This window comes from Ruegeria sp. HKCCD3925 (genome assembly GCF_057221175.1).
On record NZ_JBWVBI010000004.1, the window covers coordinates 242,306 to 257,819 of the forward strand.

At 57.9% G+C, this 15,514-nt stretch carries 18 protein-coding genes and 1 other RNA gene; 9 read left to right on the top strand and 10 right to left on the bottom strand.

The annotated features are described in order from the left end of the window. Window positions 1-61 precede the first annotated feature (61 nt). Window positions 62-958: a pseudouridine synthase gene (locus AC2TEM_RS11320; protein WP_480856192.1), complete on the bottom strand. Its 897-nt coding sequence runs from the start codon at window positions 956-958 to the stop codon at window positions 62-64. Here AC2TEM_RS11320 and AC2TEM_RS11325 point away from each other — a divergent pair. Continuing rightward, entirely contained in the window at window positions 939-1,391 is a 453-nt protein-coding gene (locus AC2TEM_RS11325) for a nucleoside deaminase (protein WP_170420696.1), read from the top strand. The genes AC2TEM_RS11320 and AC2TEM_RS11325 overlap by 20 nt on opposite strands. Here the strand turns inward: AC2TEM_RS11325 and AC2TEM_RS11330 are convergent. Further along, window positions 1,388-2,554, bottom strand: coding sequence for a M24 family metallopeptidase (locus AC2TEM_RS11330; RefSeq protein ID WP_170420698.1), 1,167 nt, complete (start codon window positions 2,552-2,554; stop codon window positions 1,388-1,390). The two genes, AC2TEM_RS11325 and AC2TEM_RS11330, sit on opposite strands and share 4 nt — an antisense overlap. Continuing rightward, on the bottom strand, window positions 2,554-3,246 hold the full coding sequence (locus AC2TEM_RS11335; protein ID WP_170420700.1) for a metal-dependent hydrolase: 693 nt from the start codon (window positions 3,244-3,246) through the stop codon (window positions 2,554-2,556). The genes AC2TEM_RS11330 and AC2TEM_RS11335 overlap by 1 nt, the downstream gene beginning before the upstream one ends. A 57-nt stretch (window positions 3,247-3,303) precedes the next feature. Between AC2TEM_RS11335 and AC2TEM_RS11340 the strand changes: the two genes are divergently transcribed. Next, window positions 3,304-3,987, top strand: coding sequence for a ceramidase domain-containing protein (locus AC2TEM_RS11340; protein ID WP_170420703.1), 684 nt, complete (start codon window positions 3,304-3,306; stop codon window positions 3,985-3,987). A 30-nt stretch (window positions 3,988-4,017) separates the two neighbouring features. Here AC2TEM_RS11340 and AC2TEM_RS11345 read toward each other — a convergent pair whose 3' ends face one another. Together AC2TEM_RS11345 and AC2TEM_RS11350 are read right to left on the bottom strand one after the other, a co-directional pair. After that, the gene (locus AC2TEM_RS11345) at window positions 4,018-4,581 is read right to left on the bottom strand and encodes a DUF4202 domain-containing protein (RefSeq protein ID WP_170420705.1); all 564 of its coding nucleotides are present in this window, start codon (window positions 4,579-4,581) and stop codon (window positions 4,018-4,020) included. 154 nt (window positions 4,582-4,735) lie between these two features. Beyond that, window positions 4,736-4,894, bottom strand: coding sequence for a hypothetical protein (locus tag AC2TEM_RS11350; RefSeq protein WP_170420708.1), 159 nt, complete (start codon window positions 4,892-4,894; stop codon window positions 4,736-4,738). A 224-nt stretch (window positions 4,895-5,118) separates the two neighbouring features. On the opposite strand from AC2TEM_RS11350, the gene gatC reads away from it, so the two are divergent. The 5 genes from gatC to rnpB all read left to right on the top strand — a co-directional run bounded on the left by gatC (window position 5,119) and on the right by rnpB (window position 8,816). Continuing rightward, window positions 5,119-5,406 (top strand): Asp-tRNA(Asn)/Glu-tRNA(Gln) amidotransferase subunit GatC, encoded by a 288-nt coding sequence (gene gatC / locus AC2TEM_RS11355; protein ID WP_170392224.1) that lies wholly within the window; start codon window positions 5,119-5,121, stop codon window positions 5,404-5,406. Window positions 5,407-5,409: 3 nt separating this feature from the next. Then, a complete protein-coding gene (gene gatA / locus AC2TEM_RS11360; protein ID WP_170420710.1) occupies window positions 5,410-6,897 on the top strand; it encodes an Asp-tRNA(Asn)/Glu-tRNA(Gln) amidotransferase subunit GatA in 1,488 nt (495 codons plus the stop codon). Window positions 6,898-6,938: 41 nt separating this feature from the next. Then, a complete protein-coding gene (locus tag AC2TEM_RS11365) occupies window positions 6,939-7,643 on the top strand; it encodes a hypothetical protein (RefSeq protein ID WP_170420712.1) in 705 nt (234 codons plus the stop codon). Next, window positions 7,582-8,298 (top strand): N-acetylmuramoyl-L-alanine amidase, encoded by a 717-nt coding sequence (locus tag AC2TEM_RS11370; RefSeq protein ID WP_170609439.1) that lies wholly within the window; start codon window positions 7,582-7,584, stop codon window positions 8,296-8,298. Before AC2TEM_RS11365 ends, AC2TEM_RS11370 begins: the two co-directional genes overlap by 62 nt. A gap of 124 nt (window positions 8,299-8,422) precedes the next feature. Next, an RNA gene (gene rnpB / locus AC2TEM_RS11375) (RNase P RNA component class A) lies at window positions 8,423-8,816 on the top strand. Between the two features lie 6 nt (window positions 8,817-8,822). On the opposite strand, the gene AC2TEM_RS11380 is transcribed toward rnpB, so the two are convergent. Continuing rightward, the gene (locus AC2TEM_RS11380) at window positions 8,823-9,155 is read right to left on the bottom strand and encodes a GYD domain-containing protein (protein WP_480856193.1); all 333 of its coding nucleotides are present in this window, start codon (window positions 9,153-9,155) and stop codon (window positions 8,823-8,825) included. A 380-nt stretch (window positions 9,156-9,535) separates the two neighbouring features. On the opposite strand from AC2TEM_RS11380, the gene rpmG reads away from it, so the two are divergent. Both rpmG and AC2TEM_RS11390 read left to right on the top strand, forming a co-directional pair. Then, window positions 9,536-9,703 (top strand): 50S ribosomal protein L33, encoded by a 168-nt coding sequence (rpmG, locus tag AC2TEM_RS11385; RefSeq protein ID WP_010441901.1) that lies wholly within the window; start codon window positions 9,536-9,538, stop codon window positions 9,701-9,703. A 207-nt stretch (window positions 9,704-9,910) separates the two neighbouring features. After that, the gene (locus AC2TEM_RS11390) at window positions 9,911-10,417 is read left to right on the top strand and encodes a membrane lipoprotein lipid attachment site-containing protein (protein WP_170392214.1); all 507 of its coding nucleotides are present in this window, start codon (window positions 9,911-9,913) and stop codon (window positions 10,415-10,417) included. Window positions 10,418-10,711: 294 nt separating this feature from the next. On the opposite strand, the gene AC2TEM_RS11395 is transcribed toward AC2TEM_RS11390, so the two are convergent. Genes AC2TEM_RS11395 through AC2TEM_RS11410 form a run of 4 tightly spaced genes read right to left on the bottom strand, consistent with a single transcriptional unit; the run spans window position 10,712 to window position 15,460 of the window. Next, a complete protein-coding gene (locus AC2TEM_RS11395) occupies window positions 10,712-11,767 on the bottom strand; it encodes an ABC transporter ATP-binding protein (RefSeq protein ID WP_170392212.1) in 1,056 nt (351 codons plus the stop codon). After that, a complete protein-coding gene (locus AC2TEM_RS11400; protein WP_480790511.1) occupies window positions 11,767-13,014 on the bottom strand; it encodes an MGH1-like glycoside hydrolase domain-containing protein in 1,248 nt (415 codons plus the stop codon). Before AC2TEM_RS11400 ends, AC2TEM_RS11395 begins: the two co-directional genes overlap by 1 nt. Window positions 13,015-13,019: 5 nt before the next feature. Next, the gene (locus tag AC2TEM_RS11405) at window positions 13,020-14,228 is read right to left on the bottom strand and encodes a carbohydrate ABC transporter permease (protein ID WP_170420720.1); all 1,209 of its coding nucleotides are present in this window, start codon (window positions 14,226-14,228) and stop codon (window positions 13,020-13,022) included. After that, window positions 14,228-15,460: a carbohydrate ABC transporter permease gene (locus AC2TEM_RS11410; protein ID WP_170420722.1), complete on the bottom strand. Its 1,233-nt coding sequence runs from the start codon at window positions 15,458-15,460 to the stop codon at window positions 14,228-14,230. Before AC2TEM_RS11410 ends, AC2TEM_RS11405 begins: the two co-directional genes overlap by 1 nt. Between the last annotated feature and the right edge of the window lie 54 nt (window positions 15,461-15,514).

Here is a 15,514-nt window from a genome sequence, read left to right on the forward strand (position 1 = left end):
ATCAGGGAAAATTTAGGCGATACGAGGGCTTGGCGCTAGGGGGAAGGTTGAATTACCCGCGTCACTTGCGAGGTTTCTTGCCGATTGCTGGTCTTTTGCGCTGCGGTCGAGCAGGGCGTTTGGCCGGGGGTATTCCGCTATCCTCAGCATCCAGCCCCAGTTGGTCGCGCATGACACGGCGGCGGATTTCTTCAACCTCGCCGGGTTTCAGGTTGCCCAGTTGGAATGGGCCGTAAGAAACCCGCAAAAGCCTGTTCACCACATAACCGATATCTTCGATAGCGCGGCGGATTTCGCGATTTTTGCCTTCGCGCAGGCCGATGGTCAGCCAAGCGTTCGCGCCCTGTTGCCGGTCCAGTGTCACGGTCATGGGCTGAAACCGCTCACCATCGATTGCCAGGCCTTTGCGCAGCGGTTCGAAATCTTCGTCTTTGGGGCGTCCATTTACCCGCACCCGGTATTTGCGTAGCCATCCAGTTGAGGGCAGTTCCAGCTTGCGCTTGATGCCGCCATCATTAGTCAGCAGCAGCAATCCTTCCGAGTTCAGATCGAGTCGCCCGACGCTCATGACCCGGGGCATATCCTCGGGCAGGTCGTCAAAAATCGTCTTGCGGCCTTTTTCGTCACGCGCCGTCGTCACCAGTCCCGGTGGCTTGTGATAGAGCCACAGGCGTGATGGCTCGGGCTCGGATACTGGTTTACCATCGACGGTAATCCTGTCCTTGGCGGTTACGTTCAGCGCAGGGCTGTTGATCGCCTTGCCATTCACGGTCACACGTCCGGCTTCGATCATGCGTTCAGCTTCGCGGCGCGAGGCGACACCGGCGCGGGCCAGCACTTTGGCGATCCGGTCGCCGGGAGGAGGGGTATTGGTCATCCTCCGGCCATAACCCATCCCGGCGGCTTGCGAAAGACGGGTTTCTGAGGCAGTCAGAGGCATGAAGTTCAGATCCCACATGAAACAGGCGCTGGAACAGGCACAGGCGGCAGCAGACCGAGGTGAAGTGCCGGTCGGCGCGGTGATCGTCGCGCCCGACGGGCAGGTGGTGGCCGCAGATGGGAACCGCACTCGCGAGTTGAATGACCCCACTGCCCATGCTGAGATTCTGGCTCTGCGCGCCGCATGTGCCGCGGCCGGGTCCGAGCGTTTACCCGATCATGACCTTTACGTAACCCTTGAGCCTTGTGCCATGTGCGCCGCAGCGCTGGCCGCAGCCCGCATCCGGCGCATCTACTACGGCGCTTCCGATCCGAAATCTGGCGGTGTCGCGCATGGCGCGCGCGTGTTTTCACACCCACAGGCCCACCATCGACCCGAGGTCTATGACGGCATTGCCGCCGAAGAGGCTGCCGCGCTGCTGAAACGCTTCTTCGCGGCGCAGCGCGGTTAAGTTTTAACGACCATTTCACGTGGGATATCAGCCAGGGGCTTGCCCCCATCTGACGTCACCACAAAGCTTTCGGTAATCGCCAGTCCCCAGTCTGGGGTCCAGAGGCCGGGCATTAGGTGAAAGGTCATATTCTCTTGCAATTCCGTCGTGTCACCGGGTCGCAGGCTCATGGTGCGCTCGCCCCAGTCGGGCGGATAGCTGAGCCCGATGGGATAGCCGGTGCGGTTGGCTTTGACATACCCCGCGCGGGCGAAACTGTCATAGACACAAGCCGCGACCTCTTCGCAGGTGATGCCAGGGCGTGCGGCGGTCATTGTGTCGTCGATAGCGGTTAGAACGGCGGCTTCGGCCCGGCGGATATCATCCGGGGGATCACCCAGAAACAGGCTGCGACTGGCGGGGCAGTGATAGCGTCGATAGCAGCCGGAGATTTCGAAATAGGTCGCCTCATCCCGCGCCAGAGGTCGGTCGTTCCAAGTAATGTGCGAGGCAGAAGCCTCACGACCGGAGGGTGCAATCGGCACGATAGCAGGGTAATCTCCGGCTAGGCCGGGCAGTCCGGCGATGCCTGCCGCCTGCACTTCGGCGACAAGTTGGTTTTTGGGCAATCCTTCGCGATATGCGTCACGCAGAACTCCGTGCATATGTGCGGTCAGCTGACCCGCCTTGCGCATCATTGCGATCTCGGCATCGCTTTTTACGGCGCGCTTCCAATTCACAAGCCCTGTGGCGTCAATCAATGCACCGAAGGCGCGTTCGAGGATACGGTGGCTGGCGGCTGAGTAGTAATAGTTATCCATCTCTACGCCGATACCAGCGGTCCAGCCGCGATCCCGCAACGCAAGGACAAGGGCGTCGACCGGGTGGTGCTCCGGGTGTTGAACATGCTCTTCGGGCCAGTCCAGCAGGTCCTCGGGGTCCAGCCAGGTGGTCTGCGCAGCCCCAGCCTTGTCCTGCGTTCTGCCCCACCAAAGGGGCGATCCGCTGGCGGGCAGGATGACCATCTGCGGTACGTAAAAGCTCCAACCGTCATAACCGGTGAGCCACGCCATGTTCGATGGGTCCGTGATCAACAAGGTCTCGATACCCTGTTGATCCATCGCAGAACGGGTCTTGTGAATGCGGTCAGCGTATTCCTGCGCGCTGAAATCCGACGCGGGCATCAGAGAGAAATCGCCTGCATGACCTCGGGCTCGATTACATCGACACCGGGTAACCCGACAGCCAATTCCAGAGCCGATTGCGCGAGAACCGGAAAGGTCTTGTAATGGCACGGGATCACTGTCTTGAAATTGAAATACCGCTTGGCAGCATAGGCAGTGCCCTTCATGTCCATGGTAAAGTGGCCGCCTGCCGAAAGGATGCCGATATCGGGTTTGTAATAATCACCCATCCACTCCATGTCGGCCATAATGTCGGTATCGCCCGAGAAATAGAGCATACGGTCCTCGGACGCGATCATATAGCCGACCTCGGTTCCACCCGTGCGCAGACCATCAGGCGTCGAGAAGGTCGAGCTGTGCGAGGCAGGCACCATCGTTAATTTGACACCGTTTAGGTCAACAGTGCCACCTTTGTTGAATCCGACCGTTTCAATACCTTCAGCCTCGGCCCAGTAGCCCATCAGGTCGTATTGCCCGACCACGGGCACGTTTAGATGTTTGGCCAGCGGCAGCACATCGACGACATGATCGAAATGAGTATGAGTCAGCAGGATATGCGTCGCGCCCGCAACGGCTGCGTCATGCTGATCTTCGGGCAAAGACGGGTTGCCCGTCAGCCAGGGATCGATCAACAGAACTTGTCCTGCTGTTTCGATGCGAAAGCTGCCATGTCCCAGCCAAATGATATCCATAGAGAATCCTCCCATTTTCCGCTTGGAGTTAGCCTAGCATCGGCTATGTAAAAATCTATGGATTGGACGCAGTATGTTGATGGATATTGTGAGAGGCTCTCACCCGCGTATTGGGCCGAGCCGATAAACGCGATTACCAATGCGGCCTTTCTTATTGCTGCATTTGTGATGTGGCAAAGGGCGCGGGGGCAGGGCGCACCTTTGGCGATGACTTTGGTTGTCATATTGGCGATGATCGGAATTGGCAGCTATCTGTTCCATACACATGCGCAGGTTTGGGCGGCGATCTTGGATGTGACGCCAATTCTGCTGTACATCCTCGTTTACATCTACGCAGTGAATCGCGATGTCTGGCGGCTGAGCAACAGATACGCGCTGGGTTTGACCGCGATGTTCTTTCCGTACGTGGCGCTGACGATCCCGCTATTCCAGTTGGTGCCTGGGCTTGGTGGCTCGGCGGCATACGCCCCAGTCCCTCTATTGATTCTGATTTATGCGATCCTGTTGCGCCGGAAAGCCCCGGACACTGCGCGTGGGCTGACAATAGGAGCAACTGTCCTGATCACCTCGATCACCTTTCGATCACTGGACACTCCAATTTGCGGGTATCTGCCAACGGGGACGCATTTTATGTGGCACATTCTGAATGCAGTTATGCTGGGCTGGATGATTGAGGTTTATCTGCGGGCGATCCGAAATCCACCTGCCGGAGCTGCGGTGGCTGCAGGATCAGGGCATTGATCAGAACCACCTAAGCATCTTCCTGATTGGTTAGTCCCTGAACGCAGCAGCCAAAGCCTCGGGCAGATCAAATTCAGCCAATACGCGCGCGCGGCCTTCGGCTGACATCTTGAAAGCCGTTTTTTCAACAATGCGCTGGATTTTTTCGGCGGAGTGCTTGGCGGCAAAAGGTTCAAAGTACCATTTCAGAAAAACGAAACAGATCACGTCCTCAAGCGCCTGTACCTCGGCATTGCGCTTGATCCCCTGTTTGCGCAGCATTTGCCCGACGGCTTCTATATCGTCCGCACCATATTCCGCCAGTTCCATGAACCCCTGCACAACATCGGCGTGATAAACGCCCTGCGCCTTACGCCAGGCCAGATACCCTGCACGTCCTTCGGGGTATTCAGTGCGCTTTAGCTTCCAGCGTTCGACATGCTGACCACGTGCGGCGATCTGTAAAGCATCCGACGCATCGGGAAATAGCCGATCCAGCTCGGTGCTCATGCGTTGGCCATAAAGCAGCTCGACCGGCTGGCCGTCCTCCATATTAGGGTCTTGCGCATTTGCTGCGTCAATTGCGTCCAGAACGGTTTGCTTGCGTGTGCTCATTCTCTGCTCCGTTAGCTCGCCTGCACTGCACCTGACGGGTGGTTCGGCGTTTGGTCCAAGACCATGCTAACGAGTTGTTGGAATGGGTGCAGCAGTCAATTGTAAAAAGCGCCGGATCGGGAGGGGGCGTACCGATCCGGCGCGCAGGTCAGGGTTATTTGCCTGCCTGGGTGTGGTCCCTCGTCATGGGCTCCGAAACAGGCGCGGGGAAGCTAAGGTTTCGGGTCAGATTGTTCATATCGATACCCAAAGCCAGGGCGGGCGAGGTCAGAACCAGAGCGGACAATATGAAGGCGGGAAGAAGGGTTTTCATGAGGTGTCTCCGATTTCTCGTTGCGTCACGATATTGAGGTGAACTGTTCGGTTCATTTTTTCAATGGCAAAACTGAACTAATCGGTTTACTTATTTGCATATCAGCCATTCAAATATGCATGGCAGCTGGCGATATTGGGTTTGAATCCCCGTCTGCCGCCTGTCGCTCTTGCGAGTGTTGCGGCAGGCAGGTAAACGCCCCCTAACGTAGATGAGGGTTTCCGATGTCGATTGACCAAAGCACCGCCGCCAAGGTGGCCAAACTGGCCCGGATCAAGGTCGAGGATGATGCGCTGCCTGCGCTGGCGTCCGAGTTCAACAATATCCTCGGGTTTATCGAGCAACTGAACGAAGTGGATGTCGAAGGCGTCGAGCCGATGGTCTCGGTTGAGCCGATGCGCCTGAAGCGTCGTCAGGACGTGGTCACCGATGGAAACCAGCAGGACAAAGTCCTATCCAACGCCCCCGATGCGCGCGAAGGGTTCTTCGCTGTTCCAAAAGTTGTGGAGTAAGTCATGAGCGAACTGAACAAATTGGGCCTGGCCGAGGCCCGCGACGCGCTGCGTGCCAAAGATGTCACATCCGTTGAACTGACCGAGGCTTGCCTCAAGGCGATTGACGACGCCGACGCGCTCAACGCCTTTGTCCACAAAACGCCCGAGATCGCGCTGGAGCGCGCCAAGGCGGCGGATGAGCGGATCAAAGGCGGTGACGCGCCTTCGATGTGCGGTCTGCCGATCGGCATCAAGGACCTGTTTTGCACTAAGGGCGTGCCCTCGCAAGCGGCCTCGAAAATTCTCGAGGGGTTCAAGCCCGAATACGAATCCACCGTGTCGCAACAATTGGCTGATGCCGGTGCCGTGATGCTGGGCAAGCTGAACATGGACGAATTCGCCATGGGTTCGTCCAATGAAACCTCTGTCTACGGCAACGCCGTCAGCCCGTGGCGGCGCGGCAATGACGATGCACAGCTGACACCCGGCGGCTCGTCCGGTGGCTCAGCCTCGGCTGTCTCGGCTGACCTGTGTCTGGCCGCAACCGGTACCGATACCGGCGGTTCGATCCGCCAGCCTGCTGCTTTTGTCGGTATCACCGGCATCAAGCCAACCTATGGTCGTTGCTCGCGCTGGGGCATTGTGGCCTTCGCCTCTTCTCTGGATCAGGCCGGTCCGATGACCAAGAACGTCCGTGACGCAGCGATCATGCTGGAAACCATGTGCGGTCATGACCCCAAGGATTCCACCAGCGCCGAGCTGGCCGTGCCAAATTTCGAGGCGATGCTGACCGGCGATATCAAAGGCAAGAAAATCGGTATCCCGAAGGAATACCGCATGGACGGCATGCCTGCCGAGATTGAAAAGCTTTGGGCCGATGGCACCGCTATGCTGAAAGACGCAGGCGCCGAAATCGTCGATATCTCGCTGCCGCATACCAAATACGCGCTGCCTGCCTATTACGTGATTGCTCCTGCCGAGGCGTCGTCGAACCTCGCCCGCTATGACGGTGTCCGTTATGGCCGCCGAGCACAGCTGGCTCAAGGCGATGGCATCACCGAGATGTACGAAAAGACCCGCGCCGAAGGCTTCGGTCATGAGGTCCAGCGCCGGGTGATGATCGGCACCTACGTGCTGTCTGCAGGCTTCTATGACGCCTACTACAACCGCGCCCGCAAGGTCCGTACCCTGATCAAGAAGGACTTCGAAGATGTCTTTGCTGCAGGCGTTGATGCGATCCTGACCCCGGCAACGCCGTCGGCCTCGTTCGGTCTGGGCGAGATGACCGAGGCTGATCCTGTTCAGATGTACCTGAACGATGTGTTCACCGTGACAGTGAACCTCGCCGGCCTGCCCGGAATTTCGGTGCCTGCTGGTCTGGACAAACAGGGCCTTCCGTTGGGTCTGCAGCTGATCGGCCGTCCGTGGGAGGAAGGCGATCTGCTCAACACCGCCTACGCGCTAGAGAGTGCGGCTGGGTTTGTGGCCAAGCCCGGAAAATGGTGGTAATCCTCAATCCTGACACGGCAATAAAGAACCGGAGCAGCCAAATGCGCAAATTGCTTCTGATCCCGGCCCTTGGGCTGATCGCGGCATGTGATACCGTTACCCCTGTTTCGGGTACCGGTTTCAATACGCCGGAATATCAGGCGCAGCGCGAGGCCGAACTGGCCGGGCAGGGTCTTGCCGGTAATCCGCTTGCGCCACCCGAGGCAGTTTCCGAACAGCCGCTCTCGGCGCAGGGGGCTGTTGGTGCCGCGCCGACAGGCGACGCCACTGACATCGCCAACCAGACAGCCATTGCCTTGGCGAATACGTCGGGTCAAGAGACGCGCGTCGCGCCTCTGACTGCAACAAACAACCCAAGTATCTCTGATGAGCAGGATTTTGAGGCTGTCTCGAACCGTCGCAGTATCGATGCCGACGCCGCTCGTATCGAACAGAATCGGCAGTCTTACGAGGTCGTCGCCCCTACTGCCGTGCCCGAGCGCGGCTCTGACGGGCAACCCAATATCGTGCAATACGCCCTGAGCACTTCGAACCCCATCGGTACCCAGTTGTACAGCCGAGCCGGATTTAACCTGCAGGCCAAGGCACAGCGCAACTGCGCTCAGTTCGCCTCTCCTGATCAGGCGCAGATTGAGTTTCTGTCGAATGGAGGCCCCCAGCGTGACCGCAAAGGGCTGGATCCGGATGGCGACGGTTACGCCTGCGGCTGGGACCCCAGCCCGTTCCGCAGTGCCGTCAACAACTAAGCTCTCCCCCATCTGGCACCCATCGCCCAATTTCGGCCCCCGTCGGGATGGGCTGTCACCCAAGCTGATCGTGCTGCACTACACTGCAATGGAGAGCGCTGCTGCCGCGCTTGAACGTCTCTGCGATCCGGGTCCCGAGGTCTCCGCCCACTACCTGATCGGTCGTGACGGTGCGCTATGGCAGCTTGTCCGAGAGGAAGATCGCGCTTGGCACGCCGGGGCAGGGGAGTGGCAAGGGCAAGCCGACATAAACTCCCGCTCAATCGGGATCGAGCTGGACAATGGCGGAGATCACCCGTTTGCCGAACCCCAAATGCGTGTATTGGAACAGCTTTTGCCCGAACTCATGCAGCGTTGGACCATCGCGCCAGAGGGTGTGATCGGGCATTCCGACATGGCACCGGGCCGCAAGTCCGACCCCGGCCCCCGGTTCGACTGGCAAAGGCTGGAACACCAGCGCCTTGCCGCTCGGCGTGGTACTGCCCTCGAACCGAACGTCAACTTCCGCGAGCTGGCGCAGAACCGGGGCTACACAGCGACAAGCGACGAGAAGACGCTCCTAAATTCCACACGCCTGCGCTATCGCCCGTGGGCCTCAGGCCCCTTGCACCTCGATGATCTCATAGCCCTCTGTCCGCTCCCAAAATCGACCTGATCCGCCCTTCATCTGGCCAAAAATATCTCGGGGATGAATTGGCCGCAGGCCAAGAAGGGGCTGGCCCCTTTAACGCGCCAACCACCCTTGACGCCACCGCGCACAGAGCCTACCCAACCCACGCGCGGAGGGCCGGATGGCCGCTGGGGTCGTTAGGCCCGAGAGGAAAGTCCGGACTCCACAAGGCAACGGTGCCGGGTAACGCCCGGGCGGGGAAACCCGACGGAAAGCGCCACAGAAATTAGACCGCCACACATGTGTGGCAAGGGTGAAACGGTGGGGTAAGAGCCCACCGCGCCGCTGGCAACAGTGGCGGCACGGCAAGCCCCACCGGGAGCAATGCCGAATAGGGTCCCCGCGCGGGCCGGTCGGTGCAAACCGATACCGCCGCTAGGTACGCCTTGGCCGAGAGGGACCGGGTTGGCAGCTCGAGCCGCGCAGCAATGCACGGCCTAGAGGAATGGTCATCGAAGGGGGCAACCCTGGAACAGGATCCGGCTTACAGGCCCTCCGCGCGTCTCCTGTTAACCGCCCGGAGGTGTGTAGGTGCCGCCAAGTGCTGCAGCTTTTTCGGCGACGGCAACAAATTCCTGCGCCGACCATGCGCGAACGGTCTCGATCCTCGAAACCGCACCCGTGCCCGCGACGGCCATGCCAATTGCCACAGCATCACTGCCTGCAGGCAGTTCGCTGATAACGACGACATCATTGCCTCCGGTGGTTATATAAAATGAGATCAGTCTGCCGCCTGCTTTCTCAAGCAAGGACTTGACGGGACCGGTGCGATCTTCCGGTTTTGCCAACATTCCTTTGACCCCATCTTGCGAATAAGACGCATAGGTAATGAAAACAGGCATATTTCTCTCCCTTGGTTGCAGTTTATTCGGAGCGCTAAAAGCGGCCGACTCCCTGGCCGTGTCGCGTGCAGGATTGCGCGCAAACCGGAAAAGACCCGGCCAAATAGACAGCCGGGCGTTGCTATAGTTGTGAGCGGTGTTGTCTGCCGGAATTTACATCCGGCACGGTATTACCTAAGTCCGTAAAACGGGCTTCGAAGGTTCCGGCGACACTATCACAGAATCGTGAGCGCTCCAAATCGACTGCTCTTGAAGCCGTGTCAGGAATTGTTCCCCTAACGCGGCGAATCCGGTTGACTTGGGCGCATGAGCGGTTAAAAGCGCACGCTCATAAGGATTCAACCGAAAGGCCCCTGCCTTTTCGGACGCAGGAGATAACCATGGCGAAGCCGACGACAATCAAGATCCGTCTGAACTCGACCGCGGGCACGGGCCACTTCTACGTGACCAAGAAGAACGCGCGCACCATGACCGAGAAAATGACCATTCGTAAATACGATCCGGTCGCTCGGAAGCATGTCGAGTACAAAGAAGGCAAGATCAAGTAATCTGCCCTCTGACATACTTTTTGAAGAAGGACTCTGCCATGCAGGGTCCTTTTTTGTATTGTTTTGGGGTATCTCTTGGTCGGCCTAAACCAAGCAGGGGCGTTGCAGGGGCGCATCAGAGGTTTGGGTGTTCTGAATCTCAGCGGCTTGCTTTTTCTAATCCCCTGCCGCTACGCTTCAGCAACCCTTTCCAAAATGTTGACCGCCATGAAAAAAATCTTGTTGCCCGCTCTTGCTGTTCTGACATTGTCAGCCTGCGAAGACCCCTTTAACCGCGAAGGTGTTGGTTTCACCGGGATTGATGGTGAACCGCGCACAGTGTCGGATGTGAAAGGCGCCGTAGCCTTTTTGCCGCCAGAAACCAACATCCCGGCGGAACTGGCCAAGCTACCAACGGTCCAGGTTACATCGGACAAAGCCGAGCTTGAAAAGATCGCAGGTGTCGCAATCGATAATGGCGGTCGCTCAGATGCGAATTCAGTTCAGCTCACTGGCAGTGATACCAATCTGTACCTGAGCAATGTCAGTGTGAACGGTCAGTTGTTCGGCGTCCTGCGTACGGAAAACAACTCCACCAAAGTTGATACATCGGTGGGCTCGGCCTTTGGCGCTCAAACGGAACGCTTTACCGGATGTTTGCCCGCGGGTGATGTATACCGCAAAGGTTCGTCCGAGCGCAGTTCGGGTTTTGCAGTGCCACTGAACTGCCGTTAATTTAGCTTACACAATCTAAGTAAAAGCCCCCGCCATTGGCGGGGGCTTTCTAGTTTCAGTGTTTCTGCAAGTCTTACGAGGCGCTGAACAATGGCCCAAACCCAGCACCGGTCATTCAATCCATGTGACACACCGGGCGATGATCACGCGAGTTCAGAGGCCCCCGCCATCCGTAGGCATCCAAGCAAGCGCTATGCGTGTTCTCTATTCCGCCTCACCGCCAAAGAATAATCAGTGGTGAAACTCTGCCCAGATCAGCAGAACTGTTTAACCTCAACTGATAGGAAGCAACGTTCATTGCTCTACCAATGCCTGCCCATTCTCGTCAAAGAAATGAAGTTTGTCGGTGGGAAAATGCAGGCCGATCTTTGCCCCAGGCTTTAGAGCGGTGTCCCCATTTAGGCGCACGGTAACCTTCTCTTCGGCGCCGCAATCCACGATCAGGAAGGTATCTGCCCCCAGATACTCAATCACCTCGATGATGCCATCACATTGCCCATCGCCCGATGATACAACATCGATGTGTTCGGGGCGAATGCCGAGTTTGCTTGCTACACCCGAGCGCGCGAAGTCGCCGCCTCTGCCATGTTCCAGAGTGTAGCCATCGTTCTGAGTCGTGCACGGCAATATGTTCATTTTGGGGCTGCCAATGAACTGTGCGACAAACAGATTGGCAGGGCGTTCGTAAAGTTCGCGGGGTGTGCCGACTTGCGCGATCTTGCCGTACTCAAGCACGACGATGCGGTCGGCCAATGTCATCGCTTCAACCTGATCGTGCGTCACGTAGATCATTGTGCGCTTTAGGTTCTGATGAAGTTTCGCGATTTCGTAACGCATTTCGACACGAAGCGCTGCATCAAGATTCGAGAGCGGTTCATCGAACAGAAACGCCGTCGGGTCGCGCACGATAGAACGACCAATTGCAACGCGCTGCCGCTGTCCACCGGACAGGTCCTTGGGGCGACGTTCCAGAAAAGGTCCCAGCTTGAGAACCTCGGCGGCTTTATTGACCTGCTCTGCTATCTCGGCCTTCGGAACACCCGCGACCTTAAGTGAGAACCCCATATTTTCGGCGACCGTCAGGTGGGGATAAAGCGCATAGGACTGGAACACCATCGTCAGACCCCGCTTGGAGGGTGGGTGATCCGTGACATCATTGCCGTTGATTAGTAGCGATCCGCGCGAGATATCTTCAAGCCCACCGATCATGCGAAGCAGGGTGGATTTTCCACAGCCCGATGGACCGACGAAGACGATGAATTCACCTTCATCAATCATTAGGTCAACGCCTTTGATGACCTGGGCCGAGCCAAACCACTTTTCGACGGATTTTAGTTCGATGCTGCCCATTAGTTCCTCCCTGCCCAATGCAGCCAAACCGCGGCTGTCCAGGTGAATGAATTCCCTCCGGCAGGGCTGCCGGTCAGAGGATCGTAGTATTCAGCGAAGCCGTTTGTTGCGATCAGCTGCGACGTTTTCTGGCGCAGTGCCTCGGCTTCTTCGAGGTGCCCCATATCCGCTAATCCAAACCCGATCAGCATATTCATGAACCCCCAAGTGGGACCCCTCCAGTACCTGCGTTGGTCGAAGTTGGGCATCGCGGGGTCATAGCTGGGAACTGGAAAGGGTACTTTTGCAAGCGTCGCCCGCAGGCGCTCCAGCATGTGCTGTGAGTCAAGTCCCCCAAACCAGCAAAGATACGACGCGTTAGAGATGCTTCCGGCCCAATCACCAGTCAGCGCATCACGCGAGTCGAACGAGCTCAGCGTTTCGTTCCACAAAGATCGCGCGCCCGCTTCGAGCCTTTGAATGTCGCTACTTAGTTCATCCGCAGCAATTCCAAGCCTTTCGCTGATCTCCTGCAGATCGCGTGCGGCGCGCAGAGTGATAAATGTCATCGTCGGATCTGCGACTCGGAAGGGATTCAGGCTCAGCAACTTCTGTTGATCCCAGTCGGCCTGACAGCCGATCTGAACCAATTTGATATAGCGGTCATAGTCGTATTTGGTCGGTCGGTCTGCACTGTTGACGTGGCTTGTATCACGGCGCTGGTAGTCTCCGACACCTGTGGGATCTACGCCCTCCATTGCCTTGTCCCAGTCCGGTGCATTGTCGCGACCAGCTTCCCACGGATGCGTGGTGCAGACCGCGCCGTGTTCGTCGAGTCGCCATCTCATGATCCAGCGATGCCACGCCAGCAGAGATGGGAAGAGCGCGCGAACGCGGTCCGCGCCTGCATCGCCATCTTTTTCCCAGATCTTCCGCGCCACAGTTGCAGCCACCGGGGGCTGAATGATGCCAGAGGACGGGATCGGCCCGTGGCCACCCCAGACATCCGGGCCGGGGTAATATCCGTCATCCTGTTTGTGAAAAAGGATATGCGGCACCATTCCATCATCCCATTGGCCCGAGAACAGTGTTTCTAGTTCCACCCAGGCTCGATCAATGTCGAACTCGGCAAAACCAAGCGCCGCAATCGCGCTGTCCCAATTCCATTGATAGGGGTAAAGCCCTTCGGTCGGGATGGTGTAGCCGCCGCGATCATTGGCAACCAGGATGTTGCGCGCCTCGCGATCAGGGTTGGTATGTTGGTTCATCTCAGTCATCCTTTGACAGACCCGGCTGTCAGGCCTTTGGTCATGAAACGTTCAAGTCCCAAAAACAGCGCCATAATCGGAACAGTGGCGATCACCGCACCCGCCATCAGGTGTTGTCGGGGAATTTCCGAGGAGTTCAGCATCGTGACGCCTCGGGTCAGGGTAAATTTCGAAGGGTCGTCCAGCAGCATGAAGGCCAGCAGGAACTCGTTCCAAGCGATCATGAAGACGTAGAGCGAGACCGACGCCAGCGCAGGCAGGCTAAGCGGCAGCGTAATCTTCCAAATCACTGCCAGCCGCGACAGCCCATCCATGAGACCGGCTTCTTCCACCTCAGTCGGCAAACCACGGAAATAACCTTGCAGCATGTACAGCGCGACAGGGATCGTCGTGACCGGGTAGATCATCACGATGCCAAGTATCGAGTTGCGCAAGCCAGTCAGCGAGAACGCGATATAGATCGGCAATGCCAGGACGATCATCGGCACCATGTAGATCAGCAGGATCGAGCGTGAGAACGCCTTTTGCCCCGAGAAACGGAACCGCGCGACGGCATAGGCTCCGGGGACGCTGAACAGCAGGGTGATAAAGACCGTCAGGACCGAGACGTAGAGCGAGGTCCAAAGATAGGTGCCGAAGTTGAAATCGCGAAACAGCTCGGTATAGCTGCGAAACAGCGCGGTGCCTTGTGATAGATCTACCGAGAAATCCAGCGGGTTCTGCAACAGGGCCTGTTGCGACTTCAGGCTGGTCATCACCATCACATAGAACGGAATGATCACGATCGCCGTGAAGAAGATATAGCCAAAGCCCGTGCAGAACCGGATCACGGCCTCTTCGTACTCGTGGCGGGTGAGCTCGCCGAACGGTGTCTCTATCAGGATTGCGGCAACGGATAGGTGCATCACGACTGCCATCGCTACCACGGTGACCAGTATTGCCTGCAGGGATGTGTCAGGGCCGATTAGGACAGGCCCGACTCCGGTCAGGCAAGACAGGCCTAACAAGGCGGAAACACCCAGTCGGGCCGGTGCGCGTTGCGCCGGGAAGCGGACATACACCAGACCGGCAACAGCCCCCCATATCAAGCAGAGCAAGACCTGTGGCCGGAACGCAGCCCCGGTCGAGAATGACATGGTGATGGCGACGGTAGTGGCGATCACCACCAGCCAGAGCGCGCCTAGAATCGGGGCGGTTATATACCCTTTGCGCATCACAAACCCTCCTCACGGCTGATGAAGCGGAAGAAGACGAAGCTGAAGGCAATCAGGCACATCAGGATCACAACGGCCACCGCTGCGCCTGCGCCGATGTTCGAAACCGCAAAGGCCTGTTCATAGACATTTACAGTCAGAGTACGGGTGCCGGCATTGCCGCCGGTCAGCAGGAAGATGTCGTCGAACTTGTTGAACGTCCAAATGAAGCGCAGCAGGAATAGTACCGACAGGATGCCCAGCAGTTGCGGGATGCTCAGCAGCCAGAACTTCTGGAATGGTGAGGCTCCATCCATATCCGCTGCTTCATACATGCTAGAGTCGATGGATTGCATCCGCGCCAGAATGAACAGGAAGGACAGCGGGAAATAGCGCCAGATCTCGAAAACTGTCACCATGATCAGCGCCAAAGGGCGTTCCCCGAAGAAGTTGATCGGTTCACTGCTTAGTCCCATCTGCACCAATAATGCGTTGGCAGAACCCGAGAACGGGTCGAACAAGGTGACCCATGTGAAGGCCACAGCGATGACCGGCGCCACATAGGGGAACAGATAGAGGCCGCGTATGAACCCTTGTCCCTTGAAGCTTTTATTCAGTAACAAGGCTGCAAACAGGCCCATCACCAAAGCTCCAATGGTGCCGACCACGGTGTAGAACAACGTGACCCACAGCACGCCCCAGAACTCGTCTCCATCAAAGACACGGGCGTAGTTTTCCAGACTGAATTCAAGGTTGGTCAGGACGCTGGGTCCGCTCCCGGTCACGCCGGGCTCTGATCCTTCGAGCAGCTCTTCGAAAGCGTCCTGATCTCCGTCCAAGGTGACCGGAATACGGATGCGTTCGCGTTGACCGCCTTCCAGTGTGCCGAAATCGCAGAACAGGTCTTGCCCGTCCAGAACACAGGGACTTGCAACTTCGCGCGCCGTCACGCCGTCCGGTAGAACATCTGTCAGGGTGACGCCGACAACGGCGATGTCCTGACTTGAGTTGCGGACGCGGTATTCAATCCGCAGATCCTCGCCAGATCCGCGCAAGCTTTCACGCACCACAGGTGCAGGCGGACGAAGGTCAGACAGGGTGAAGGGCTTGAAGCTGATCCAAAAGATCGCCAGCAAGGGCAGGATCACCACAAGCGATACACTGATCACTGTCGGAGCCAGCAGCGTCCAGGCCAGACGCGCCTCGCGTTTGGCTAGCGCCCCGGTTCCGGTCGGTGGGGTGGCCGAAGACATGGGATACCTCGAAGGGTTGGGTGCAGCGGCGCAATCGCCGCTGCATGTGTCACA